At 48.0% G+C, this 24,046-nt stretch carries 23 protein-coding genes; all 23 read right to left on the bottom strand.

Features of this window, described 5'->3' with window-relative positions:
• Nucleotides 1–6 precede the first annotated feature (6 nt).
• The 23 genes from infB to ABEW34_RS24135 all read right to left on the bottom strand — a co-directional run bounded on the left by infB (nucleotide 7) and on the right by ABEW34_RS24135 (nucleotide 24,045).
• Complete coding sequence (gene infB, locus ABEW34_RS24245) at nucleotides 7–2,574, bottom strand: translation initiation factor IF-2 (protein WP_430162193.1); 2,568 nt, start codon at nucleotides 2,572–2,574, stop codon at nucleotides 7–9.
• A 40-nt stretch (nucleotides 2,575–2,614) separates the two neighbouring features.
• A complete protein-coding gene (locus tag ABEW34_RS24240; protein ID WP_056039066.1) occupies nucleotides 2,615–2,962 on the bottom strand; it encodes a L7Ae/L30e/S12e/Gadd45 family ribosomal protein in 348 nt (115 codons plus the stop codon).
• Entirely contained in the window at nucleotides 2,955–3,269 is a 315-nt protein-coding gene (gene rnpM / locus ABEW34_RS24235; RefSeq protein ID WP_046230754.1) for an RNase P modulator RnpM, read from the bottom strand. The genes ABEW34_RS24240 and rnpM overlap by 8 nt, the downstream gene beginning before the upstream one ends.
• Nucleotides 3,270–3,315: 46 nt before the next feature.
• Nucleotides 3,316–4,419 (bottom strand): transcription termination factor NusA, encoded by a 1,104-nt coding sequence (gene nusA / locus ABEW34_RS24230; protein ID WP_046230753.1) that lies wholly within the window; start codon nucleotides 4,417–4,419, stop codon nucleotides 3,316–3,318.
• A gap of 50 nt (nucleotides 4,420–4,469) precedes the next feature.
• Nucleotides 4,470–4,931, bottom strand: coding sequence for a ribosome maturation factor RimP (gene rimP, locus ABEW34_RS24225; RefSeq protein ID WP_430162129.1), 462 nt, complete (start codon nucleotides 4,929–4,931; stop codon nucleotides 4,470–4,472).
• Nucleotides 4,932–5,143: 212 nt separating this feature from the next.
• Nucleotides 5,144–9,454 (bottom strand): PolC-type DNA polymerase III, encoded by a 4,311-nt coding sequence (locus tag ABEW34_RS24220; RefSeq protein WP_430162127.1) that lies wholly within the window; start codon nucleotides 9,452–9,454, stop codon nucleotides 5,144–5,146.
• 473 nt (nucleotides 9,455–9,927) lie between these two features.
• Complete coding sequence (gene proS, locus ABEW34_RS24215) at nucleotides 9,928–11,376, bottom strand: proline--tRNA ligase (protein ID WP_430162125.1); 1,449 nt, start codon at nucleotides 11,374–11,376, stop codon at nucleotides 9,928–9,930.
• A gap of 6 nt (nucleotides 11,377–11,382) precedes the next feature.
• On the bottom strand, nucleotides 11,383–12,648 hold the full coding sequence (gene rseP / locus ABEW34_RS24210) for an RIP metalloprotease RseP (RefSeq protein ID WP_430162123.1): 1,266 nt from the start codon (nucleotides 12,646–12,648) through the stop codon (nucleotides 11,383–11,385).
• Nucleotides 12,649–12,734: 86 nt separating this feature from the next.
• On the bottom strand, nucleotides 12,735–13,874 hold the full coding sequence (locus tag ABEW34_RS24205) for a 1-deoxy-D-xylulose-5-phosphate reductoisomerase (protein WP_430162121.1): 1,140 nt from the start codon (nucleotides 13,872–13,874) through the stop codon (nucleotides 12,735–12,737).
• A gap of 54 nt (nucleotides 13,875–13,928) precedes the next feature.
• Complete coding sequence (locus ABEW34_RS24200) at nucleotides 13,929–14,723, bottom strand: phosphatidate cytidylyltransferase (RefSeq protein ID WP_430162119.1); 795 nt, start codon at nucleotides 14,721–14,723, stop codon at nucleotides 13,929–13,931.
• Nucleotides 14,724–14,751: 28 nt separating this feature from the next.
• The gene (locus ABEW34_RS24195) at nucleotides 14,752–15,516 is read right to left on the bottom strand and encodes an isoprenyl transferase (protein WP_430162117.1); all 765 of its coding nucleotides are present in this window, start codon (nucleotides 15,514–15,516) and stop codon (nucleotides 14,752–14,754) included.
• Nucleotides 15,517–15,679: 163 nt separating this feature from the next.
• Entirely contained in the window at nucleotides 15,680–16,234 is a 555-nt protein-coding gene (gene frr, locus ABEW34_RS24190) for a ribosome recycling factor (protein ID WP_056038169.1), read from the bottom strand.
• Nucleotides 16,234–16,962, bottom strand: a complete 729-nt coding sequence (pyrH, locus tag ABEW34_RS24185; protein ID WP_046230744.1) for a UMP kinase — start codon at nucleotides 16,960–16,962, stop codon at nucleotides 16,234–16,236. Before pyrH ends, frr begins: the two co-directional genes overlap by 1 nt.
• Nucleotides 16,963–17,083: 121 nt before the next feature.
• The gene (gene tsf, locus ABEW34_RS24180) at nucleotides 17,084–17,734 is read right to left on the bottom strand and encodes a translation elongation factor Ts (RefSeq protein WP_430162114.1); all 651 of its coding nucleotides are present in this window, start codon (nucleotides 17,732–17,734) and stop codon (nucleotides 17,084–17,086) included.
• Nucleotides 17,735–17,846: 112 nt separating this feature from the next.
• Nucleotides 17,847–18,545, bottom strand: a complete 699-nt coding sequence (rpsB, locus tag ABEW34_RS24175) for a 30S ribosomal protein S2 (RefSeq protein WP_046230742.1) — start codon at nucleotides 18,543–18,545, stop codon at nucleotides 17,847–17,849.
• 194 nt (nucleotides 18,546–18,739) lie between these two features.
• Nucleotides 18,740–19,345: a hypothetical protein gene (locus tag ABEW34_RS24170; RefSeq protein WP_430162111.1), complete on the bottom strand. Its 606-nt coding sequence runs from the start codon at nucleotides 19,343–19,345 to the stop codon at nucleotides 18,740–18,742.
• Nucleotides 19,338–19,904 (bottom strand): DUF6115 domain-containing protein, encoded by a 567-nt coding sequence (locus ABEW34_RS24165; RefSeq protein ID WP_430162110.1) that lies wholly within the window; start codon nucleotides 19,902–19,904, stop codon nucleotides 19,338–19,340. Before ABEW34_RS24165 ends, ABEW34_RS24170 begins: the two co-directional genes overlap by 8 nt.
• An 18-nt stretch (nucleotides 19,905–19,922) precedes the next feature.
• Nucleotides 19,923–20,246: a hypothetical protein gene (locus ABEW34_RS24160; protein WP_430162108.1), complete on the bottom strand. Its 324-nt coding sequence runs from the start codon at nucleotides 20,244–20,246 to the stop codon at nucleotides 19,923–19,925.
• Between the two features lie 37 nt (nucleotides 20,247–20,283).
• Nucleotides 20,284–21,690, bottom strand: a complete 1,407-nt coding sequence (locus ABEW34_RS24155; RefSeq protein WP_430162106.1) for a DUF342 domain-containing protein — start codon at nucleotides 21,688–21,690, stop codon at nucleotides 20,284–20,286.
• A 14-nt stretch (nucleotides 21,691–21,704) separates the two neighbouring features.
• The gene (locus ABEW34_RS24150; RefSeq protein ID WP_046230737.1) at nucleotides 21,705–22,475 is read right to left on the bottom strand and encodes a FliA/WhiG family RNA polymerase sigma factor; all 771 of its coding nucleotides are present in this window, start codon (nucleotides 22,473–22,475) and stop codon (nucleotides 21,705–21,707) included.
• A 5-nt stretch (nucleotides 22,476–22,480) separates the two neighbouring features.
• Complete coding sequence (locus ABEW34_RS24145) at nucleotides 22,481–22,927, bottom strand: hypothetical protein (RefSeq protein WP_430162103.1); 447 nt, start codon at nucleotides 22,925–22,927, stop codon at nucleotides 22,481–22,483.
• Between the two features lie 6 nt (nucleotides 22,928–22,933).
• Nucleotides 22,934–23,428 (bottom strand): chemotaxis protein CheD, encoded by a 495-nt coding sequence (locus ABEW34_RS24140; RefSeq protein WP_099520662.1) that lies wholly within the window; start codon nucleotides 23,426–23,428, stop codon nucleotides 22,934–22,936.
• Complete coding sequence (locus ABEW34_RS24135) at nucleotides 23,425–24,045, bottom strand: chemotaxis protein CheC (RefSeq protein WP_046230734.1); 621 nt, start codon at nucleotides 24,043–24,045, stop codon at nucleotides 23,425–23,427. Before ABEW34_RS24135 ends, ABEW34_RS24140 begins: the two co-directional genes overlap by 4 nt.
• Nucleotide 24,046: the final 1 nt, after the last annotated feature.

Raw genomic sequence — 24,046 nt, 5'->3', positions numbered from 1 at the left:
CTTTATTCACCTCTCTACTGACTCCATTACGAAGGCTTCAATAATATCCCCTTCTTTGAAGTCGCTAAACCGTTCAAGCGTAATTCCGCACTCGTAGCCTTGAGCAACTTCCTTAACATCATCCTTGAAGCGTTTGAGCGTATCGATTTTCCCTTCGAAAACAACGATGCCGCCGCGAACGATCCGCGCTTCAGAAGAACGAGTGATCTTGCCGGAAGTAATCATGGAACCAGCGATTGCCCCAACTTTGCTTACTTTAAATACGTTGCGGACTTCAGCATGACCGATAATTACTTCTTTGAAGATTGGATCAAGCATTCCTTTCATCGCTTGTTCAATCTCTTCGATTACGTTATAAATAACGCGGTGCATACGAACATCAACTTTCTCCTGCTGTGCAGCCAGATCAGCCTGCGGCTCAGGACGAACGTTAAAGCCGACAACGATTGCATTCGAAGCAGAAGCCAGGTTGATATCCGATTCGGTAATCGCGCCTACACCGCTATGAATGATTTTGACACGTACGCCTTCGATGTCAATTTTCGCGAGCGAGCCTTTAAGCGCCTCTGCCGAACCTTGAACGTCTGATTTAATAATAACGTTGAGATCCTTGATCTCCCCATCTTTAATATGCTTATACAAATCGTCAAGCGTTACGCGGGAGTTCGCGCCCAGCTCGGATTGACGATGCTTAATCGCACGGCGATCAGCGATTGCTCTCGCTTTACGCTCGTCTTCAAACACCATGAACGGATCGCCAGCAAGTGGAACCTCTGTCAAACCAGTAATTTCGACTGGTGTGGATGGTCCAGCTTCTTTTAAGCGGCGGCCCTTGTCATTAACCATTGCCCGAATACGACCGAAGCAGTTACCTGCAACGAAGGCATCTCCGATTTTGAGCGTACCATGCTGTACGAGTACACGAGCAACCGGACCTTTACCTTTATCCAGTTCAGCCTCAATGACCGTACCGCGTGCACGCTTGTCAGGGTTAGCTTTGAAATCATTTACTTCCGCTACAAGCAAAATCATATCGAGCAGTTCTTCCAGACCAATACGCTGTTTCGCTGAAACGTTAACGAAGATGGTATCTCCGCCCCACTCTTCCGGAACCAGCTCATACTCGGTCAAAGCTTGCTTGATTTTATCTGCATCAGCATCTGGCTTATCGATTTTGTTAACCGCAACGATAATTGGAACGCCCGCTGCCTTCGCATGGTTGACTGCCTCTACCGTTTGCGGCATAACGCCGTCATCGGCTGCAACCACGATAATTGTAATATCCGTTACCTGCGCACCACGGGCACGCATGAGCGTAAACGCTTCGTGACCAGGTGTATCGAGGAACGTAATCTTTTTATGGTTAGCTTCGATTTGGTAAGCACCGATATGCTGGGTAATACCGCCAGCTTCTCCGCCTGTTACGTTCGTTTTGCGAATCGCATCGAGCAAAGTTGTTTTACCATGGTCAACGTGTCCCATGATCGTTACAACCGGAGGACGAGGCAACAGATCAGCTTCCTCATCCGTTTCTTCTACCGTTTCGAACGTATCCTCTTCAACCGGAATTTTCACCTCTACTTCTACGCCATATTCACCGGCAAGCAGAAGGATTGCATCCATATCGATCTCTTGGTTAATGGTAGCCATTACGCCAAGAACGATCAGCTTCTTAATAACTTCGGAAGCATCTTTATGAAGCAGCTTAGCCAATTCGCCTACGGTCAACGTACCGCGTACGATGATTTTCTTAGGCGTATTGTCGATTTTCTCACGGAATACTTGCGGCTGATTGCGCTGGTTGCGTCCTCTGCCACCGCGATTATTGTTATTGTTGCGGCCAAAACCGCCTGGTCTGCCATCTTCAAACCGTTTTTGCCCTTGGTTTGCGCCCGGTTTTCTTGCGCCTGGCTTATTATTCGCATTGCCGTTTGTGCTTCTCGAAGCATCGCCTGACGGACGGGACGGACCTGTTCCAGATGGGCGATTAGCTCCTTGTGAAGCTGGTGGACGCGATGGGCCGCCACTGCTTGGACGGTTGCCTTGGCCTGATCCTTGGCTAGGACGGCTGTTTTGCGATTGGCCACCTTGACTTGGACGGCTATTTTGCGTTTGGCCGCCTTGGCTAGGACGGCTGCTGCTTTGCGATTGGCCAGAACCTTGCGCTGGACGGCTGCCGCTAGGTGCTGCGGACCTGTTGTTGCTGCTTGGGGACGATTGGGACGGACGTTGCTGTTGGTTGTTTTGCGTTGTCGTTTTAATAGAATTCATAGGCTCCTGTCTATCTTGCGTAATTTTTTTATTGTTTAATCCGGAAGCTTCGAGCTCCGGTTTAATGGCTTCTTGCTGTGATACTGGCTGTTGCTTCGGCTGAGCAGGCTTAGATGGCGCTTGCGAAGTGGAAGATACGGTTGCTCCGCTTGACTCTTTCGCCCGCTTCGCTGCTGCGTTAGCTTTAATATCGCGGAAAAAGCCTTCCACTTTATTAACCATTTCGTTTTCCATCACACTCATATGGTTGTTAACGGGCATATCCAGCCGTTTAAGAATCGTTATAATTTCTTTACTGCTCATGCTGAGGGATTTCGCATATTCATATACACGCAGCTTATCTTTATTGTCCTTGCTGTCCTGTGGTTTGTTCAATATGATCCACCTCCGAATTTTGATTCAGATGACCCGCAATCATTTTTCCGAACTTTGCGTCAGTTACCGCCAGTACGACTCGGTCCAGCTTTCCTATAGCTTTTCCAAGTTGATCGCGGTCGAACGCTTCGGCGAGCTCTACCCCATAGGTGCTGCATTTATCTTGAAACTTTTTTTTCGTATTTGGAGATGCGTCACCTGCAATAATAACGAGATGCACCTCTCCCTTACGTACCGCCTTGAGCACGATTTCATCGCCAGTAACCAATTTTCCAGCCCGCATGGCCATGCCGAGCGAGGACAAGCCTTTATTCATCTTCATCGCTGACCCGCTCCTTTTCTGCCAGAAACTCTTCCTCTACCGCAATGAAATCCTGTTCAAGCTGGTCGTAAATGGCTACGCCAACAGGTTGCTTCAAAGCACGATCCAGTGCTTTTGTCTTTTTGGCCAGCTTAAAGCAGCTGACTTTCCCGCACAAATAGGCGCCCCGACCGGCTTTTTTGCCAGTAAGATCAATTAGAATCTCCTCATCAGGCGTTCTAACGACCCGAATAAGCTCTTTCTTCGGTTTCATTTCCTGGCAGGCTACGCATTTGCGCAGCGGCACTTTTCTCGGTCTCATCGCACATCCCCCCTTTACCCGTTGATGAACGCAGCCGATATATTAGTTAAGCCAGATCAATGGAAACCGAATCTTGCGGCATAACTGCCGTCATCGTTTTCGGACGACCGTACTCCTGCTCAGCTTGCGATTCACTCTTAATGTCGATTTTCCAGCCAGTCAGCTTCGCCGCTAGACGAGCGTTTTGCCCCTTAATCCCGATTGCAAGCGACAGCTGATAATCCGGTACAATAACACGGGCCATTTTTTCCTGCTCAAAAACGATAACTTCAAGCACTTTAGATGGGCTCAGCGCGTTCGCAACGTATTCTTCGACATTTTCAGACCAGCACACGATGTCGATCTTCTCGCCTTTCAGCTCGCTAACAATCGTCTGCACACGCATTCCTTTCGGACCTACGCATGATCCAACAGCGTCAACTTCGTCATTGCGCGAAAAAACGGCAATTTTCGAACGGAAGCCTGCTTCGCGCGCGACCGAGCGAATTTCAACGACTCCATCGTAAATTTCCGGAACTTCTAGCTCAAATAAACGCTTAAGCAGACCTGGATGCGTACGGGACAAAATAATTTGCGGACCCTTAGTCGTATTTTCTACTTTCGTAATATACGATTTCACGCGGTCTCCGTGCTTGAACTTATCGGTTGGCATTAGCTCTGTCAGCGGCATAACCGCTTCTACTTTACCCAAATCGATAAAAAGGTTGCGAACGTCCTGGCGCTGCACGATACCATTCACAATATCCTCTTCTTTGTCGATAAAAGCATTATAGATCAAGCCGCGTTCAGCCTCGCGAATACGCTGCGTCACGACCTGCTTCGCGGTTTGCGCTGCAATACGGCCAAAATCACGAGGCGTCACTTCAATGTCCGCCACATCATCGAGCTGGTAATGCGGATTCACTTCACGCGCCGCTTCTACTGTAATTTCCAAACGGGGATCAAGCACCTCGTCCGTCACCGTCTTGCGGGCATAAACTTTAATAACACCCGTATAGCGGTTAATATCGACACGCACATTTTGCGCAGCGTTGAAGTTCCGCTTATAGCTTGAAATCAGCGCTGCTTCGATCGCATCAATCAGCACTTCTTTGGCTATCCCTTTATCCCTCTCTATTTCCGATAATGCTTCAATAAAATCCATGCTCATTGGAACTCTGGTCCCCCCTTCAATAATAACAAACGTTGTTTTTTAAGGTGTTAAAAAACGATAGCGAGGCGTGCTCCCGCCACTTTAGAATAAGGAATGGCATGCTCTTTCTTGCCGACTTTGACTACAAGCTCTTCTCCATCGAATGAAATGAGATCACCTTCGAATTCCTTGGATGCGTTAATCGGCTCATAAGTCGTGATGTACACGTACTTGCCGACGGCTTTGCGCACATCTTCGGCTTTCTTAAGCGGCCTTTCGGCGCCAGGCGACGACACTTCAAGAAAATAAGCATCCGTTACCGGATCGTTCTTGTCCAGCTGTTCACTTAAAAATTCGCTAATACGGCCGCATTCGTCAATATCAATGCCGCCTTCCTTGTCTACTGAAACCCGGAGGAAGAAGTTGCTTCCTTCCTTGACGTACTCAATATCAACAAGTTCAAATCCATTTTCGCTTAGAAACGGTGTTACCATTTCTTCCACGACGGTTTTGATTTTGGAAATGCTCAAATTGCTGCTACCTCCCGTTCGGTCCTAACGATTGATTTGGCCTTTCAGACCCTTAAAGACCCGAAAACAAAACGTAAAGAGTGGGTTTCCCCACTCTTCTGCATCAAACGCTTATCAACATCATTGCCACGAAAATTATAACATAACCGCATAAGTAGTGACAAGAAAACTTTTCAAGTTGAAATGCTGTACAAATGCCGATATACCTCGTTTTAGAACAACGACAGCTGGTTCGATTCCGGCAATCCCCGGAAGCAGCCCATCCCGCTTAGCACCTCGACAATCGTTTTACTTGCCTTCGATCTTTGCTGGAAATCCTCAATCGACAGGTACTCGCCATCATTACGGGAAGCGGCAATATTGCGTGCGGCATTTTCGCCAATACCCGGAATCGCCGCAAACGGAGGCACGAGCGAATCGCCATCGACTTGAAATTTTGTCGCATCCGAACGGTACAAATCAATCGGTTTAAAAGAAAAGCCGCGCGCTGTCATCTCAAGCGCCATCTCGAGCAGCGAGATGCTCGCTTTCTCCTTAGGCAGCGCAGCAAAGCCTTTTTCTTCAATTTCAATCAGCTTGCGTTTGATCGCATCATATCCTTGGCACAAAATTTCAAGATCAAAATCCTCGGCGCGAACGGTAAAGTAAGTCGCATAATAAGCAATTGGATAATACAGCTTGAAGTAGGCTGTGCGCACCGCCGAAATAACATAGGCCGCGGCATGCGCCTTCGGAAACATATACTCTATGCGCAAGCAGGAGTCAATGTACCACTGCGGCACCTTGCAGCGTTTCATCTCTTCGATCCATTCGTCGGAAAGCCCCTTGCCCTTACGCACGCTCTCGGTAATTTTGAAGGCCAGACCCGCATCCATGCCCGCCTTGTAAATTAAATAAAGCATAATATCATCCCGGCAGCCGATAACGGTTTTGATATTGCAGGTGCCCTTTTTAATGAGCTCCTGCGCATTGCCTAGCCAAACGCCGGTTCCGTGCGACAAGCCGGAAATCTGCAGCAAATCGGCAAAAGAAGACGGCTGCGTCTCCTGAAGCATTTGCCGAACGAACTTCGTACCCATCTCTGGAACACCGTACGTGGCAACAGGTGTGCGAATTTTCTCCGGAGAAACATCAAGCGCTTTGGTTGAATTGAACATGCTCATCACTTTAGGATCGTTCATTGGGATCGTTGTTGGATCAACCTCAGTCAAATCCTGAAGCATCCGCATCATCGTCGGATCATCGTGTCCGAGTATATCGAGCTTGAGCAAATTCGTCTCAAAGGCATGATAATCAAAATGGGTCGTCTTCCATTCTGCATTTACGTCATCGGCTGGATATTGAACAGGTGTGACATCCTCTACCTCGATATAATCCGGCACAACGACGATACCGCCCGGATGCTGGCCCGTGCTGCGCTTAACGCCCGTAACACCGGCAGCCAGTCTGGAAAGCTCGGCACCGCGCCATTTTTTACCGTTCGCTTCTTCATATTTCTTGGCAAAGCCGAAGCCCGTTTTCTCCGCTACCGTACCAATCGTCCCAGCCCGGAATACCGCTTTTTCCCCGAACATGATCTTCGTGTAATTATGGGCAATCGGCTGGTATTCGCCAGAGAAGTTAAGATCGATATCGGGAACTTTATCGCCTTTGAAGCCAAGGAACGTTTCGAACGGAATGTCCTGGCCTTCGCCCTTTAGTGGCTCTCCGCATTTTGGACAAGTTTTGTCGGGAAGGTCAAAGCCGCTCGGTATGCTGCCATCAAGAAACCACTCGCTATGCTTGCACGCTGGATTTTTGCACATATAATGCGCTGGCAGAGGATTAACCTCGGATATGCCGAGAAACGTAGCTACGACGGAGGAACCAACCGAGCCCCTGGACCCGACCAAATAACCATCCTCATTCGATTTCTTCACCAACCGCTCGGAAATTAAATAGTTGGCAGCAAATCCGAATTTGATAATCGGCACGAGTTCTTTCTCCAGACGGTCTATGACGACTTGCGGCAGATCCTCGCCATAAAATCCTTTTGCTGTATTGTAGCAGGTGGTGCGGATTTCCTCCTCCGCTCCCTCCATAATCGGCGTAAACAGCTCTGGCGGAAACAGCTCAAACGGCTCAAAGCGTTCGGCGAGCTGCACCGTATTGGTCACAACAACCTCATACGCCCGCGCTTCTCCAAGGAATGCAAATTCCTTAAGCATCTCATCGGTCGTACGGAAGTGGGCATCCGGTTTGCGCATGTCTTTGAGCGGGCTAAAGCCCGTAATGCCATGAATGGCAATGTCACGGAACAGCTTATCCCGTGGATTCAAGTAATGGACGTTGCCTGTTGCAATAACCGGCTTGCCCAGCTCATCGGCAATTTGGCACACACGGCGGTGGGCTTGCTCGATTTCAGCACGGCTGCCAACGAGCCCTTTATCCACTAAATGCATGTAAAAATCAATCGGCTGAATTTCCAGCACATCATAGAACCGCGCGACTTCCACAGCTTCCTCATAGGACTTGTTCAGCACCGTTTCGTAAAACTCGCCTTTTTCACAGCCGGATATGACCAGCAGCCCTTCGCGCAGCTCCACAAGCTTCGTCCGCGGAATGCTGGCTACCCGCTTAAAATGCTCCGTGTGGGAAAGCGACACAAGCTTATATAAATTTTTCTTGCCGACCGCATTCAGCGCATAAATACAGCAGTGAAACGGGCGGCTGTTCGATAAATCGATACCGACATAATCATTTAATTGATGAAGGCCTGTCACATTGCGTTCTGCCGCATCGCCAATCAAGCCGAATAATACGCCGCCCAAGGCAATGGAGTCATCAATCGCCCGGTGATGGTTTTCCAGACTGATTTTGTATTTAGCTGACAGCGTATTGAGACGATGGTTTTTCAGGCTTGGATGCAAAAATCTCGCCAGCTCCAGCGTATCGAGGACCGGATTTTTAATTTCTGGCAGTCCCAGCGATTTGCAGTTAGCTTGCAAAAAACCAATATCAAAGCGGGCATTATGGGCAACGAGTACGGTATCGCCAATAAATTCAATAAATTCACGCAGCTTTGGTGCAAGCTCTGGCGCATCCTGCACCATTTCGTCGTTAATATTCGTCAACTGCTGAATATGATAAGGAATTTTTTCATGCGGATTAATGAAGGTCGCGAACGTCGCTATTTCTTTGCCATCTTTCATTTTCACGCCGGCAAGCTCGATAATTTTGTTATTAATGACCGAAAGTCCCGTCGTCTCGATATCGAAAACGATGTATTCGGAGCCAGCGAGCGGCTGCTCCCGCGGATTAAGCACCATCGGAACTGCATCATTTACCACGTTAGCCTCTAAGCCAAATAATAGCTGAATGCCGTTCTTTTTCGCAGCTTTCGCTGCTTCCGGGTAACATTGCACGTTGCTGTGGTCAGTGACCGCCATTGCTTTATGTCCCCATTTGGCTGCCATCTTTACATAAGCATCAATGGGAGCCACCGCATCCATCGCGCTCATCGTCGTATGCAGATGAAACTCTACCCGCTTCTCCTCCGCATTGTCTTTGCGGTCTGCGGGTGCATGAACCTCATGCAAATCATTCGGCATCATAACAAGCTCCGGCTCCTGCATAAAGCGGTCATATTCGACTCTGCCTCGCGCCTTCACCCATTTACCGTTGGACAATAGATCCAGCACTTTGACATCATCTTTTGTTTTGGCGAACATTTTCAGGGACAAGGAATCGGAGAAATCGGTCAAGTTGAAGGTAAAGAGCGTGCTTCCGTTGCGCAGCTCCTTCTTATCCAGACCGAATACGGCGCCCTGCACCGTTATTTTCTTCTCTTCCTCGCGAATGTTCATCAATGGAACCGGCTCTTCGCGAATGTCATATCCGACCGCCAATCTTGCCGGCGGCTCGCCATCATCGCCCAATTCCTCAGCTGCGGCGCTAGCCATAATTTGCTGAATGACCTCGCGTTCCTCCGCTACCCGCCGCTGCTCGAACTCTTCGTAAACTTCTGCTTTCGCTTCGCCAACGGCAAGCTTTACTTTGTAGCTTCGGCTGAATTGCCGCTCATAAAAGCGGGTAATTTCTTCATCCATCCGTTTTTTGCGCGCCAGCTCCAGCCCCATTTCGTCCAGCATCAGCAGCGTAATAACATCGCCTTCCGTCGTAATCGTCGCTTTGAGAAGCCAACCGTTAACTGAAGCGATTTCCTGCTGCGCCCACTCTTTGAACAGCGGCCAATATTCGCGAGCAAGCTCTTCTGAAGAAAGCTGCTCATCGTATATAAATTGGAAAGAGGTATCGGCAATATGGGCAAACTTTTGCTTAACCGCTTGGCATAATCCACTATAGGCCTTATAAGGAACCAAAGACGTTTTGCGTATGCAAAACGTCCACTTGCGGTTGTTTTTGGCGACTACAACCTGATCTATATAACCATCCTGAAAAAAGGATTGTATCATTTCCTGCGGTAATTCCGACTGCTGCAGCAGCAGCTCAAAGCGCTGCCTTTTGTTGTCGGTTTGGCTCATGATTTTATCCACTCCTAACGCTCGCTGGCTTATTTTCGGTATTGCTTGGGGAGAGATATGGATCGGCTCGGTTAAGGGGGATCGGCGCTGCGTGAAAGGTTTGGCTTACGATCGCCATTGCCCTTGGAATTGTTAGAATAAACCGCTCAGCGGTACAATTCCAAGGACAAAAGCGAACGCTCCGCTTCTCCAGCTCAAACCTTTCACTCCGCTTGCCCCTTAACCTCGCTCTCCCCCACCGCAAAAACCGTTGTATAAGCGCTCGCTAAACCAGCACTTCTCATAGAAGCAGGGAAATGGCTGATTCCATTTCCCTGCCTTGAAATTGCTTTGAAATTAGCATAACACATTAAAACTCAATGCAGAACAAAAAAATACAAATTAAAATTAAAGAAAAAACGAAAGATTCTGTTGCGTACAATGCTCTTCAATCATTCGAACGAAGATGCTCTGTTGCTACAGGAGCGCCCGCTCTAGTAAGCGCGAGCGAAAACGACTGTATGCTCGGCGGCGTCGCCGCAAACGAGGCAGGTACTCTTTTTCTCGGCAGGCTCGAATGGAATGTTGCGGCTTGTTGCTCCCGTCTCTTCCTTGACCTGCTTCTCGCATGCTTCCGAGCCACACCAGCCCGCAAGCACAAAGCCGCGCTGCTCCTCTTGCGATGCCTTCATTTCATCCAGCGTTTCTACCGAATAAAAATGATCCTCGCGGAACTGCTTCGCTTTCTCAAACATTTCATTATGGATTTGCACAAGCATCGCTTCTACTTCAGCGACAAGATTAGCCTGCTCGACTACCTTCTTCTCGCCGCTAATGCGGGATACGAGTACAACTTGTCCATTTTCCATATCACGTGGCCCCAGCTCCAGACGAAGCGGAATGCCGCGCATTTCATATTCATTGAACTTCCAGCCAGGGCTTACGTCCGAACGGTCATCCACCTTGACGCGAACACCCGCTTTTTTAAGCTCGGCATACAGCTCATCTACTCGGTGGGCGACTTGGTCGCGTGTTTTTGCTGGACCAATAGGGATCATAATCACTTGTGTTGGAGCGACTTTAGGCGGCAAAGCAAGACCACGATCGTCACCATGCACCATAATCATAGCACCAATGAGACGGGTACTCACACCCCATGAGGTCGTGTGGGCGAATTGCAGCTGATTTTCACGGTCCAAATATTTAATATCAAATGCTACCGCAAATTTCGTTCCTAAATAATGGGAAGTCCCCGCCTGCACGGCACGGCCATCCTTCATCATCGCTTCAATCGAATACGTATCTACAGCGCCCGCAAAACGCTCCGAAGGCGTCTTTTGTCCAACAACGACCGGAATTGCCAGGAATTCCTCAACAAAGTCACGGTAAATGCCCAGCATTTGCATCGTTTCTTGACGAGCTTCCTCTTCATTCTCATGCGCTGTATGGCCTTCCTGCCATAGAAACTCGCTTGTGCGCAGGAACGGCAGCGTGCGTTTCTCCCAGCGGACTACATTCGCCCATTGGTTAATGAGCAGCGGCAGGTCGCGGTAAGATTGAATCCATTTGGCGTACATATGCCCAAACATCGTCTCCGAGGTTGGACGAATAGCAAGGCGCTCCTCAAGCTTCTCGCCTGCTGCTTCCGTTACCCAAGGCAGCTCAGGATTAAAGCCCTCGACATGCTCCTTTTCCTTCTGGAAAAAGCTTTCTGGAATAAAGAGCGGGAAATACGCGTTGCGATGTCCGGTTTCTTTAAAGCGGCGGTCCAGATCACGTTGAATATTTTCCCATAGCTCATAACCTTCCGGGCGAAAAATAATACATCCGCGCACCGGCGAATAATCCATAAGCTCGGCTTTTTTAATGACATCAATATACCATTTCGAGAAATCCTCGCTTTGCGGCGTAATTTCCGAAACAAATTTTTTATCTTTAGACATAAAAGGTTAAGACTCCCCTCGCACCAATCGCAAAATATCGTTATAGGTTACTACCAGCATCAGCAGCATAATGAGCGCAAAGCCGACGAAATGAACCATGCTTTCCCGGTTTGGGTCAATCGGTCTTCCGCGCAGCGCCTCCAGCCCGAGAAAAATAAGTCTGCTTCCATCCAGTGCTGGAATGGGCAGCAGGTTGAAAATCCCCAAATACAAGCTCAGCATGGCGGTCCATCGCGTCAATTCGGCGATGCCCTGCTTGGCAATTTGACTGGTTACCTCTGCTGTACGCACAGGCCCGCCCAAATCATCCAGCTTAAAATCACCGGTTACGAGCTTCTTAAAGCCTTCAAAAATGATAACGGTCATCTGCTTCATCAGCTTGCCCGCACCCGTTACCGTTTCTGTAATCGTTGCCGAGCGCGTCTTGTAAGCAGCAGTGATACCGACTTTACCGACTCCTTGGTCATCCGGAGCTGGCGTCAGCTCGATCTTCTGCGCTACGCCGCCACGCACAATGTCCATTTGAATCGGCACGCCAGGCGAACCGCCAATAATCTCAATCATTTTATCATAATCCGTACCAATTGGCGTACCATTAATCGCTTGAATCATGTCGCCGCTTTGCAATTGGGCCTTTTCTGCCGGCATCCCCTTGCTAATCGAATCCACGAGCAAATTTTCCGGTGTACCCGCGAGTTGAATATAAGCGCCGCACAATACAAACGCAAGCACAAAATTCATAAACGGACCGGCAAAAATAGCCCGTGCCCGCGCAGCTACCGATTTGCTGCCAAACTGTCTGTCCAGCGGGGCAATTTGTGTTTCTTTGCCTTTGCTAATCATCAATGCTTGTGGATGCAGCGCAAAACGTTCCTTCTCGCCTTCAATGTCGAGCGTAACAAACAAATCCCTTTCCAGGTCGATCTGAGTCACTTCGCCGCGAATGACGCCGCTGCGCTCATCAAGACGGTCCAGGTACAATCTCGTTACCTTATCCCCTTTAAGCTTGATGGCAATTGTCTGCCCAGAGGCAACATCCACAATTTCCGGGTCCTCGCCTGCCATACGGACGAAGCCACCTGCCGGAACGAGGCGAATGGTAAATCGCGTCTCACCGCGCTTAATGGAAATGAGCTTAGGTCCAAAACCAATGGCAAATTCCCTAACCAATATCCCTGCTCGCTTGGCAAAATAATAGTGGCCCCATTCGTGGATAGTCACGATTACAAAAAACACGAGCACGGTTAATAAAACAATCTGAATCGTCTCCATATAGAGCCTCCTGTTCGTAACGGCCTGTACATAGATTATCATTATTCTCCTACCCGTTACAAGAGAACCGCGAGACAGCGCACAAGTTACACAGTAGCAGCCATTCTCCGTGCCCAGCTGTCGACTTCATCGATAGCTTCAAGAGTATCAACCACCGTTACTGGATGGCGAGTGAGCACCTCCTCAATCGTGCGCTCAATATCCAGAAATTCAATTTCGCCAGCAAGAAACCGGGCCACCGCTACTTCATTCGCTGCATTATATACCGTTGGCGCCGATTGTCCCGCTTTGCCGCATTCGAAAGCGAGACGCAGGCACGGATACCGTTCAAAGTCCATCTCTCGAAAATGAAGCTTGCCAATCGCAGCCAAATCTAGCCGACCGGTCGGCGTTGGATAGCGATGCGGATACGTTAGCGCATATTGAATCGGTACACGCATATCAGGCAGTCCAAGCTGCGCAATGACACTATGGTCAGTAAACTCCACATAAGAGTGAATGATACTCTCTGGATGAACAAGAACATGGATTTGATCATATGTAACATCAAACAGCCAATGGGCTTCAATAACTTCCAGCCCTTTATTAGCCATTGTGGCAGAATCGATTGTGATTTTAGCACCCATGGACCAATTAGGATGATTCAGCGCTTCCGCCACCGTAACGCCTTTCAATTGCTCGCGTGTGCGATCGCGGAATGAGCCACCTGAGGCAGTCAGCGTAAGCTGGTTAAGCGATCTGCGATCTTCTCCATTCAGGCACTGAAAAATAGCCGAATGCTCGCTGTCGATCGGTATAATCGAAACACCCTTCTGCCTTGCCCGTTCCATTACAATATGCCCCGCCGTTACGAGCGTCTCTTTATTCGCAAGGCCAATCATTTTGCCTGCTTCAATGGCAGCTAGCGTTGCAGGGAGCCCTCTGCTGCCCATAATCGCCGTAACGACAATATCGGCTTCCGTCTCTCCAGCAAGCTCAATTAAGCCCTGCTCGCCATAAATGACCCGAGTTCCCGCAGGCAGCGAAGAGGCAACCGCTTCAGCCGCTTCCTTCGTTGACAAGCAAACGATGGATGGCTTGAAGCGGATCGCCTGCTGAATCAGCAGGTCCGTATTGCTGCCCGCCGATAAGCCGACAACCTGAAAACGCTCCGGGTCGTTTGCAATAACATCCAGCGTTTGCGTGCCAATGGAGCCTGTTGAGCCAAGAATCGTTATTTTTTTCATCTCAATCTCCTCTGACACTCGGATTAGACATGTGCTTGTTGCATCTCTTACAAATTACATGGGGAGCAGACCAGAGAGCACGATCAACGGAAATACGATAATCCAGCTGTCGCAGCGGTCCAGAACACCACCATGTCCAGGCAATATGCGGCCTGTATCTTTGATATCACGTACTCGTTTGTAAGCGGATTGAATTAAATCGCCAAACTGTCCTGCTACAGCGGCAAGCAGCCCAATAAGCAGCGCTTTGCCAATTCCGATGACGTCGGGGAAGAAAAAAGCTCCGATAGCTGCAACAATAAGCGACAGCACAACGCCTCCGAGCGCCCCCTCAATCGTTTTATTCGGACTAATGGATGGCCAGAGCTTGTTTTTGCCAAAAGCCTTCCCGGCAAAATAGGCGCCAATGTCTGAGGACCATATGCAGCCAAGCAGCAAAAATGTCCAAAACAAGCCATGATCATCCATCTGTCTTACCGCATTCATCGCTCCAAAGCCCATGCCAACGTACAGCGCACCAAGCAGCATAAGCGCCGCATGATCGATTGTTGTTTTGTTTTTGGTCAAAACCGTTAAAGCAAGCAGCAAAAAGGCCAGCACCCACGTTACAAACATGAAGGATGGCGTTTCTACCCCAATTAAGTTCCATGGTAGCACAAAAAACAGCACACCCGCGTATCCGAGCAATGAAGCCGGATGAGCCCAAGCTTGGCCGTTCATCTTGACATATTCAGTAAAGCCTACCATCGCGAGCAATACGAGCAGACCAGCATATAGCCAGCTTCCCGCTACTGCAAGCGCAATAAAAAATGCGCCTGCTACTACTCCCGTCACTATTCGCTGTTTCAATGTATAGGTCACACTCCGTTATCGAAGCTTATAGTCCGCCATATCGCCGTGCGCGCCGCCCATACTCCTCAATCGCCTCTTCGAAATGGGTCTCTGAAAATTCAGGCCAATAGACGTCCGTAAACCACATTTCGCTATAGGCAAGCTGCCAAAGCATAAAATTGCTTAAACGCAATTCTCCGCTCGTGCGAATCAGCAGATCAGGATCCGGAAGGTCGCGGGTCAGTAAATGCGAACTCATCACATGATCATCTATTTGGTCACAGGTGAGCCGTCCTTCTTGCACATCCGCTGCGATCTCCTTGATCGCTTCAAGCATTTCCTTGCGGCTGCCATAGTTTAGCGCAAAAGTAAGTACGAGTCCCGTATTATTTGCCGTCTTGCTCATTGCTTCGTCCAACGCTTTTATCGTAAAGGACGGGAGATCCTCCCTGTGTCCCATGACGCGAACCTGAACATTTTTTTGCATCAAATCGTCTATTTCAATTTCTAAAAATTGCTGAGGGAGCTTCATTAAAAAATCAACTTCGTCTTTAGGCCTTTTCCAGTTTTCCGTCGAAAAAGCATAAAGCGTTAAATATTTAACGCCGAGCCGGTCTGCTGCCATCGTAATGCGTCTGACCGCTTTCATCCCGGAATGATGACCCGCTATTCGCGGTAATCCACGGTCTTTGGCCCAACGCCCGTTTCCATCCATAATAACAGCAACATGCTTAGGCACGTTGTCCAATCGTGGCGGCGCTGCCGGACGTGGGGACGATTTGCTAAATTTAGCCCAAAGTCGACTGATCATCTTCGTTCCTCCAACCCGGATTTAACAAGCGTAAACGGCTGCCACCGTACCTTATAGAAGATAGAAGACAGCTTGCGTTTCGCGATGATATATAAGGCATTTTAAAAAAATAAAAGTCTTATATTTAAACCAAACCCCACCTAACGGAGGGGCTTTAGTGAAATTATACTTCCATAATTTCTTTTTCTTTAGCTACCAATACTTTATCCACTTCTACGATAAAACGGTCAGTCAGCTTTTGAATGTCATCTTGATGACGACGGGACTCATCTTCTGAAATGTCCGTTTTCTCCAGCTTCTTCACATCATCATTCGCATCGCGACGGATGTTGCGGACAGCTACCTTCGCTTCTTCACCGAATCTTTTCGTCATTTTGACAAGATCGGTACGACGCTCCTCGGTCAGTGGTGGAATCGAAATACGAATCGTTGAGCCGTCATTAGCTGGCGTCAAACCAAGATCCGATTTCATAATCGCTTTTTCAATAGCAGCAAGAGAGGTTTTATCCCACGGCTGAATCATCAGCGTCCGGGAATCCGGCGTGTTAATGTTGGCCAGTTGTGCAACTGGTGTCAATGCGCCGTAATATTCAACTTGCACACGATCAAGCAAAGCTGCTGATGCGCGGCCTGCACGCAGGCTGGCCAAATCGCGGCGCAGTGCACCGATCGCTTTCTCCATACGTTCTTCGGCATTTTTCTTAATAGCTTGAGGCATTATTTCGCACTTCCTCTCACAATGGTGCCAATTTTCTCGCCCAGCACGACCCGCTTAATATTATCCTGCTCAGTTATTGCAAATACAACGAGCGGTATATTGTTGTCCATGCATAGCGAAGATGCTGTCGCATCCATAACACCAAGATTTTTATTTAATACTTCCATGTAAGTAAGCTCTTCAAACTTAACTGCAGTTGGATCTTTGAATGGATCAGCAGAGTATACGCCATCCACTTTGTTTTTAGCCATCAAAATCACTTCTGCTTCAATCTCAGCAGCACGCAAGGCAGCTGTTGTATCTGTTGAGAAGAACGGATTGCCTGTGCCAGCAGCGAAAATAACGACGCGTCCTTTCTCCAGATGGCGAATAGCACGACGTCTAATGTACGGCTCAGCGATTTGCTGCATTGCAATCGAGGATTGTACGCGGGTTGGCACTTCAATTTGTTCCAATGCATCCTGTAGAGCAAGAGAATTCATAACTGTAGCCAGCATACCCATGTAATCCGCCGTTGCGCGATCAATCCCTTTGGCAGTTCCTGCAATTCCGCGCCAAATATTACCGCCGCCTACAACAATGGCAACTTCAACACCGAATGCTACAACTTCCTTTACCTGCTCAGCAATAGAAGCAATTGTCGAAGCCTCAATACCGTAGCCATTGTTTCCTGCCAACGATTCGCCGCTAACTTTTAATACTATACGTTTAAACACGGGTTTTTCCAACGTCGCTTACCTCCATGAATGAATCTAAAGCTCTTAGATTGCATCCGGTTATCATAATATAAAGTTTCTCCGCTTACGAAAGCAGGCGAGGCGGACGCCCCGCCCCGCCTTTGCGATCGGTTTACAGTTTAGCTTGCGACATAACTTCTTCTACGAAGTTATCAACTTTTTTCTCAAGACCTTCGCCCAGTTCATAACGAACGAAACGACGGATTGAAATGTTTTCACCAATTTTGTTGATTTTATCGTTAAGAAGCTCGGAAATCGTCTGGTCTGGGTTTTTGATGAACGATTGCTCAAGCAAGCAATATTCTTCATAGTATTTGGAAATACGGCCTTCAACCATTTTATCAACGATTTTCTCAGGCTTGCCTTCGTTAAGTGCTTGTGCACGCAAAATTTCGCGTTCTTTTTCAAGCTCATCGCCAGGAACTTCTTCGCGGCGAACGAATTTAGGGTTTGCAGCAGCGATTTGCATCGCGATATCTCTTGCAAACTCACGGAATTGATCTGTTTTAGCAACGAAGTCTGTTTCACAGTTAACTTCAACTAGAACGCCAATACGGCCGCCAGCGTGAATGTAGGATTCAACAACGCCTTCTGTTGCGATACGACCAGCTTTGTTAGCTGCAGCAGCAAGGCCTTTCTCACGAAGGAATTCAATCGCTTTCGTGATATCGTTGTCTGTATGATCCAAAGCTTTTTTACAATCGAGCATTCCTGCTCCTGTTCTTTCGCGAAGTTCTTTTACTGCGCTCGCACTAACTGCCATTTTGAGCCCTCCTGAAGGTTTCGATTTATTTAATTAGGTATTCGTGAAAAAAGGGCGGTGAGAGGCTTTCACCTTCTGACCGCCCTTCGCCTAATAGCTTACGTTTATTGAATTAAGCAGTTGTTTGCTCACCTTGGTTAGCTTCAACAATTGCATCAGCCATCTTGGACGTAAGCAATTTAACCGCACGAATTGCATCATCATTACCAGGAATGACATAGTCAATTTCGTCTGGATCGCAGTTTGTATCAACGATACCTACGATAGGAATTCCAAGCTTGCGTGCTTCAGCAACAGCGATACGCTCTTTACGAGGATCGATGATGAACAAAGCGCTAGGCAACGATTTCATGCCTTTGATACCGCCAAGGAATTTTTCCAAACGGTCTTTTTCTTTGCGAAGAATAATAACTTCTTTCTTAGGAAGAACTTCGAAAGTGCCGTCCTCTTCCCATTTCTCCAAAGTTTTCAAACGGTCGATACGTTTTTGAATCGTTTGGAAGTTAGTCAGCGTACCGCCGAGCCAACGTTGGTTGATGTAGAAGTTGCCGCAACGCTCAGCTTCTTCCTTAACGGAATCTTGAGCTTGCTTCTTCGTGCCGACGAACAGCATAGTGCCGCCCTCTGCAGCGATCGAGCGAACGAAGTTATAAGCCTCGTCAACTTTTTTAACTGTTTTTTGCAAATCGATAATGTAAATTCCGTTTCTTTCAGTGAAGATATAACGATCCATCTTCGGGTTCCAACGACGAGTCTGATGACCGAAGTGTACCCCAGCTTCAAGTAGCTGTTTCATGGAAATAACCGCCATTTCTTCAACACCTCCTGATAATGGTTTTTTTGTAGTGCCCTCCGCCGACGTCATCTTTCGCTAAAACTTCCACTTAAGTAGAAGCACCGTTAACAAAATTAATCAGCGTGTGTTTTTAACACCGTCAATTAATATACCATAACTGCATGCCGTACGCAACAATCTCTGGGTGAAAATTACCGCTTTCCGCCATTTTATTGCGATTTAAAAGCTTTTACTTCCTCTGGTGTCATCGGCTGTGTCGTAATAGTTGTAATTACTCCCTCAAGCGAAGGGATCCCGGTAAACAAAAAATAACCGGCGCGAACCAGTTTCTTTTCTTGCTTCATTTTGCGGATAAATGCCGCTTTATCACTAATCAGCTGCTCCTTGGCCAACAGCTCAGACGCCGCAGTCAAATTCGTTCCTGCCTGTATGCGAACCATTTTGCGAATGGTATTCTCATCCGTGTCCGCAGCGGCTGAAGAATTATCCGTTGGCACTGCTGATGCCTTTGGGGAAGCTGGAGCGGAGGCTAGCGGAGCAGCGCTTTCAGAAGGCGTTTGTTTAGGCGAAGCGGTTGGTGAAGGCACTGCCGCTGCTTCGCTTTCTTCCTTTATGCTGCCCGTTGCCCGCTCCGCTTCAATAATCGCATCGACTTCACTTTGCGAATATATCTTTTCCTCTTGCCCAGCATCTGCATTGTCGCGGTTACTGAGCTTTTGCTGGCTGGATTCGCCAATCATCATCATTTGGAGCAATAATGCGCCGATAATAATGCCAAGGCCAAGCCCGGTTAAAAAAACGCGGTTTTTAAACACGGGCACCCTCCTCCTGTTTCGCAAGCTGAAGGATAAGCTGAACCTCGCCCTTGTTCATGTTCATTTTTTTGGCAATTGCCTCAATAGACTTGCCTTGCTGATGAAGCGCAAACAAATCGGCATAACGCTCTTGAATCGATTGCTTTACTGGCGAAGCCGGCTCTTCCGGCTCTTCCAGCTCTTCAGGCTCTTCCTGCAGCACAGCTGGAATGGGTGTAATGGGAACGTCAACCTTGACCGGTATCACCTGGGCAGCTTGTACCGCCACTGCGGAAGCCTTCTGCTGCTCAAATAGCTGCTCCATAGCGCTATATTTTCGCTCCAGCTCGGCTAAACGCTCCTCGCTGCGCTGTGCCTTGGCACGTGCTTCCTCTTGTGATTGCACGATAAGTGCAGTAAGCTCACGATTGTCCTGCTCCATGTTTTCCATAAACTGTTCCAGTGAAACTTCCATATTATTGACGGCTTGCGCGGCTGCGGGCTGTTTCCTTCTAGGCAAAAGCAACCCAAAAACAACGACTACTGCGCCAAGCAAAACGATGTATTGCCAGTTAGACATGCTTGCTCCCACCTGCCTTTAAAGCGAAATATCTACATGATGTCCCTTATAGGGATGTACAGGGGGATGGCTTTCTTCATGCTTGTCCTGCCCATCCTGTTTTTTGTGTTTGCCCTTGCGTTCATCAGATTGCTTGCTTGTTTCTTGATCCTGACGAACGTTCAGGCCTACGGAATGCTCAACTTCCGTATTTTTGTGGCGAATAAGCTCGGTCTGCGCAGCTTGCTGCTCGGCAAGCTTCGTCTGGTCCGACATCGGCTTATGATTCATATGGCTTTGAAGTCCGCTGGACTCCGGTGTGCGAGGAACCGATATTTGCAAATCAATAGGTTTGAAAGCCATCTTGTTACCTCCCTATTGGGTCAGCTTGCTCAAGTTTTTACGAACGGTAACTCACCTGTGATATATCTCCATCTAAATACTGAAAGGACACACGCTGCAGCGGGTCTTTAATATATTTCGTATATCGGCCGATTACAATTTTGATTCCGCCATAAATAATGTTATTGACGTCAACCCCAGCTTGCTCGCTATCTTCCAGCGTGCGCTCAATGTCCAAAATCCGTTCACGGAACTGCTCAACCTCTGTCAGCGACTGCCGTTTGGTTGCGCCTAGCTTAATGCGCATAGCCATTTTGTCATCTGTTAGCTGCCCAATTGCAGCCAATTGATCCAAAATTACAAGCGCTTTATCCGCCTTATCCATACTCTCGTTGTGCTGCTTGAGTTTTGTGCGCAATTCCAGCAGCTCCGAGCGATGCTCTGGCTTTACACCTACTTCAACTACTGTTGCAGTAGACATCGTATTGCCGATTGTTCGAGCTTTAACCCGCTCGCCCGCTTGAATAGTCCCGCCAACGATCAGCCCTTTGGCCCCTGAACAAATGACGTTTTTACCAGCGCGAACATTCGAATGCATAATGCTTTGCGATACGAGCACATCATCGCCGGCAATAACATTGCCGTCCTGGATAAAGGAGCATTTCACATTTTTCCCAGCTTTGACAAAACCTTTGTTGCCGGCCATAATGCCGCCTGATATTTCAATAGAGCCTTCAGCGTCCAAATCGGCGCCCTCAACTCCGCCAATGATGCGAATATCTCCGGCAGATTTGACGCGGAAGCCGCTAAGCACATTCCCTCGGATGACTACGGTACCGACAAAATCAATATTTCCTATTTTATAATCTACGTCGCCATTCACTTCGTAAATAGGAAATACATTGATTTTATCCTTATCCGTCATCGTAATAAGTCCGTCCAGTGCTGCATACATTGCGGTTTGCTCATTGTTCAGCACGACATTTTTTCCTATTTTAAAACGCGCAGCCTTGCCTTCTTTCGAAGCAACCTCATTCCCGGATACCGTCATGCCCGGTTCGCCAGCAACTGGTTCGACCAGTTCAGCAATCAGCTGGCCGCGCGTCACATTTTTCAACTGCGTCATTTCCTTAAAATCTACGGTGCCGTCCTCATTTTCAGCAGGGCGTCGTTCCTTGCTTTTCATATCGTAAATAAATTGAACAAAGCCGTCCTTGCCAACTTCAGCAGGCTTTCCTTCAGCAATCAAAGTTTGCTCTTTATAAAAAGCGAGCGGATTGTTACAAATGTTTTGAAGGACGCCGGGCACAATTCCAACGCTCACTCCACTACTTTGCACAAACTGCTCTAATTGTTCAACCGAGCATTCAAAATCATCCGTCAAACGTTTGAATGTCAAAAAGGCTGACATTTTATCTGCGGATATTTGAACGCTCATAATGGTATCCAATGATTGACCTTCCATTACACGCCTCCACTCTAGTACTGCATTAGTTGATCTTTATGCTTGGATAAAGCTCCTCTAAGACGTAAAATAGCTTTGGAATGGAGCTGCGAAATTCGTGACGGCGAGAGCGACATGACGTCTGCGATCTCACTTAAAGACAGCTCTTCATAATAAAAAAGGGAAACGACGATACGTTCCTTCTCCGTCAGCTTCTCTATTCCATTAACCAATGAATCTTTCAAATATACTTCATGGACTTTATGGTCAGGATTTTTTGCCCGTTCATCCACGAGAAGCGAAAGTCTTGTTTCCGATTCTTCCTCGCGAAGAGGATCCTCAAGTGAACATACAGTCGTTACCGCAATCTCTTGAAGCATCGTTGTAAACTCCTTTTCCGTTATGTTCAGGTAATTGCTAATTTCAGCATCGGAAACCGAGCGTAAATACTGTTGTTCCAGCTTTTGATAAGCCTCTTCCACTTTTTTCGCTTTCTCTCTCACGGACCGCGGTACCCAGTCGCCTTGACGGAGACCGTCAATAATTGCGCCGCGAATGCGCCAGGATGCATAGGTCTCAAACTGCAGCCCCCGGCAATAGTCAAACTTCTCTATTGCATCAATTAAACCCATAACGCCATTGCTGGCAAGGTCATCCTTGGATACGTTTTTAGGCAGGCCAATAGCCATACGATTGGTCACATAATCAACAAGCGGCAAATATTGCTCAATAAGCCGCTTCTTCGCTTCAATATCCCCTTCTTCTTTCCAAGCTTGCCACATCGGAATGTTTAAAGAAGCAATCATATTTTTCACCCTCCTGTCAGGTGACGTACTACTTTAGCCAGTTCTTCCGGTTCTTTGTTTTGCGCAGACACGAGCTGTGGCGGCGCTAATGGCCGAAACGGCTCGTGCTCTTGTTCCATTGACTGCTTGCTATCTGCCTCTACTTGCGCTGGGCGAATATCCAGTCCGTCTTTCAACAGCTGATTTAAATCTTCACTTTCATCCGGCGTAGTCAAATTAAACTGTGTTCCTATTCCATCTTCTTCTGCAGCTCCGTTATCCAGCAATGCTGGCGGCTTCAAAATAAACGTAAGCACTGCACGCAGTATAAACGCAATGACAACAAAGGCGATGAATGCATATACACTGCGCAGCAGTATGACTGTGACCGCATTTTTACCGAGTGAGAAAAGAATCGTTAATATAACACCCGTGAGTCCTAATCCGACATTCCATCGCCAATTTCCGATCATAATAATTCAAATCTCCTTTATTCCAAGCTGTACGCTGCGAATGAGTAACAGACCGCTTCCGCTGTCGAACTCAATGGTGCGACCATAATTGCCGCCCGTATCCTGTGCAAACACAGGAATTTTGAACTTGTTGACGATCTCAAGGCAAGATTCGACATTTCGCGGACCAATACGCATAGAGTCCGACTGACCTGAAAAGGCGAACATTTGAGCGCCGCCAGCCATTTTCGCTACAAGGCGATTTTGCTGTGCGCCCACGTGCTTCATCCGTTCAACAAGCTCAGGAATGGCCGTATCCGCATATTTCGCCAAATTAATCGTTGCCTCTCTTGCAATTTCAGAGGAAGGCAGCATAACATGGGCCATTCCGGCTACTTTATTAACCGGATCATAAAGCGTAAGTCCTACACAAGAACCAAGCCCTGTTGTTTTGAGGACGGAACCCTCCGTAGCAATATTTAAATCAGCCATTCCAACCTTAATCAAATTTTGCTGTATCATTCGACATTTACTCCCAGAGCGCGGAAAATTTTTGTGAATGATTCAGGGTCAGGTATGAGGAAGAAATGGCCTTCCAGGTCTTGGCAGTCTTCGAGAAATGTCGTCTCAATCAACAGCGCGGAATCGCCCATCTCGCCATATTGCAGCAAGCCGTAGCTTAAAATAGCTCCCGCCATGTCCAGTGCAACGGATGGAACCGATGGAGCCATCGCCAAATGAGTAAAATCAGCCAACGAAGACAGATACGAGCCGGTCAAAATATTTCCGATTTCGCATAAAGCCGAAAGCTCCATTTCGGAATAGCCGTTCTCATCATCATGAGGCAATGAAAGCAGCTGAGTCAGCAAGCGCTTCGCTGCGTCCTCCTGAATGATAAAAAACATATTGCCCGGCGCTTCGCCTTCCACTCTTAAAAACACCGCGATGACGACCTGCTCCATACCGCCTACGCGATCGGCAATTTCTTCGAAGGGCAGCAGGCTGACCTTCGGAACACCCATATCGACTGGCTTGTTAAGAAGACGAGACAATGCAGTAGCTGCATTGCCCGCGCCTATATTGCCGACTTCCTTTAGTACGTCAAGCTCAAAAGCTTCAAACTTGCTGAACTGTGCCACT

The organism is Paenibacillus algorifonticola, from assembly GCF_050481745.1.
Classification (GTDB): domain Bacteria; phylum Bacillota; class Bacilli; order Paenibacillales; family Paenibacillaceae; genus Pristimantibacillus; species Pristimantibacillus algorifonticola_A.
The sequence above is the reverse complement of the archived record's forward strand: the minus strand, read 5'-3'. Positions and strand labels throughout refer to the sequence as shown.

Coding starts and splice junctions, on each gene's coding strand:
- ABEW34_RS24240 (WP_056039066.1), bottom strand. CDS start 2,962: ATGAATAAAGGCTTGTCCTCGCTCGGCATGGCCATGCGGGCTGGAAAA.
- ABEW34_RS24160 (WP_430162108.1), bottom strand. CDS start 20,246: ATGGCTTTCAAACCTATTGATTTGCAAATATCGGTTCCTCGCACACCG.
- infB (WP_430162193.1), bottom strand. CDS start 2,574: ATGAGCAGTAAAGAAATTATAACGATTCTTAAACGGCTGGATATGCCC.
- nusA (WP_046230753.1), bottom strand. CDS start 4,419: ATGAGCATGGATTTTATTGAAGCATTATCGGAAATAGAGAGGGATAAA.
- rseP (WP_430162123.1), bottom strand. CDS start 12,648: ATGGAGACGATTCAGATTGTTTTATTAACCGTGCTCGTGTTTTTTGTA.
- ABEW34_RS24220 (WP_430162127.1), bottom strand. CDS start 9,454: ATGAGCCAAACCGACAACAAAAGGCAGCGCTTTGAGCTGCTGCTGCAG.
- rpsB (WP_046230742.1), bottom strand. CDS start 18,545: ATGGCGGTTATTTCCATGAAACAGCTACTTGAAGCTGGGGTACACTTC.
- tsf (WP_430162114.1), bottom strand. CDS start 17,734: ATGGCAGTTAGTGCGAGCGCAGTAAAAGAACTTCGCGAAAGAACAGGA.
- ABEW34_RS24205 (WP_430162121.1), bottom strand. CDS start 13,874: ATGAAAAAAATAACGATTCTTGGCTCAACAGGCTCCATTGGCACGCAA.
- rnpM (WP_046230754.1), bottom strand. CDS start 3,269: ATGAGACCGAGAAAAGTGCCGCTGCGCAAATGCGTAGCCTGCCAGGAA.
- frr (WP_056038169.1), bottom strand. CDS start 16,234: ATGCCTCAAGCTATTAAGAAAAATGCCGAAGAACGTATGGAGAAAGCG.
- ABEW34_RS24150 (WP_046230737.1), bottom strand. CDS start 22,475: ATGATTGCTTCTTTAAACATTCCGATGTGGCAAGCTTGGAAAGAAGAA.
- ABEW34_RS24195 (WP_430162117.1), bottom strand. CDS start 15,516: ATGATCAGTCGACTTTGGGCTAAATTTAGCAAATCGTCCCCACGTCCG.
- ABEW34_RS24165 (WP_430162110.1), bottom strand. CDS start 19,904: ATGTCTAACTGGCAATACATCGTTTTGCTTGGCGCAGTAGTCGTTGTT.
- proS (WP_430162125.1), bottom strand. CDS start 11,376: ATGTCTAAAGATAAAAAATTTGTTTCGGAAATTACGCCGCAAAGCGAG.
- ABEW34_RS24145 (WP_430162103.1), bottom strand. CDS start 22,927: ATGATCGGAAATTGGCGATGGAATGTCGGATTAGGACTCACGGGTGTT.
- ABEW34_RS24140 (WP_099520662.1), bottom strand. CDS start 23,428: ATGATACAGCAAAATTTGATTAAGGTTGGAATGGCTGATTTAAATATT.
- ABEW34_RS24155 (WP_430162106.1), bottom strand. CDS start 21,690: ATGGAAGGTCAATCATTGGATACCATTATGAGCGTTCAAATATCCGCA.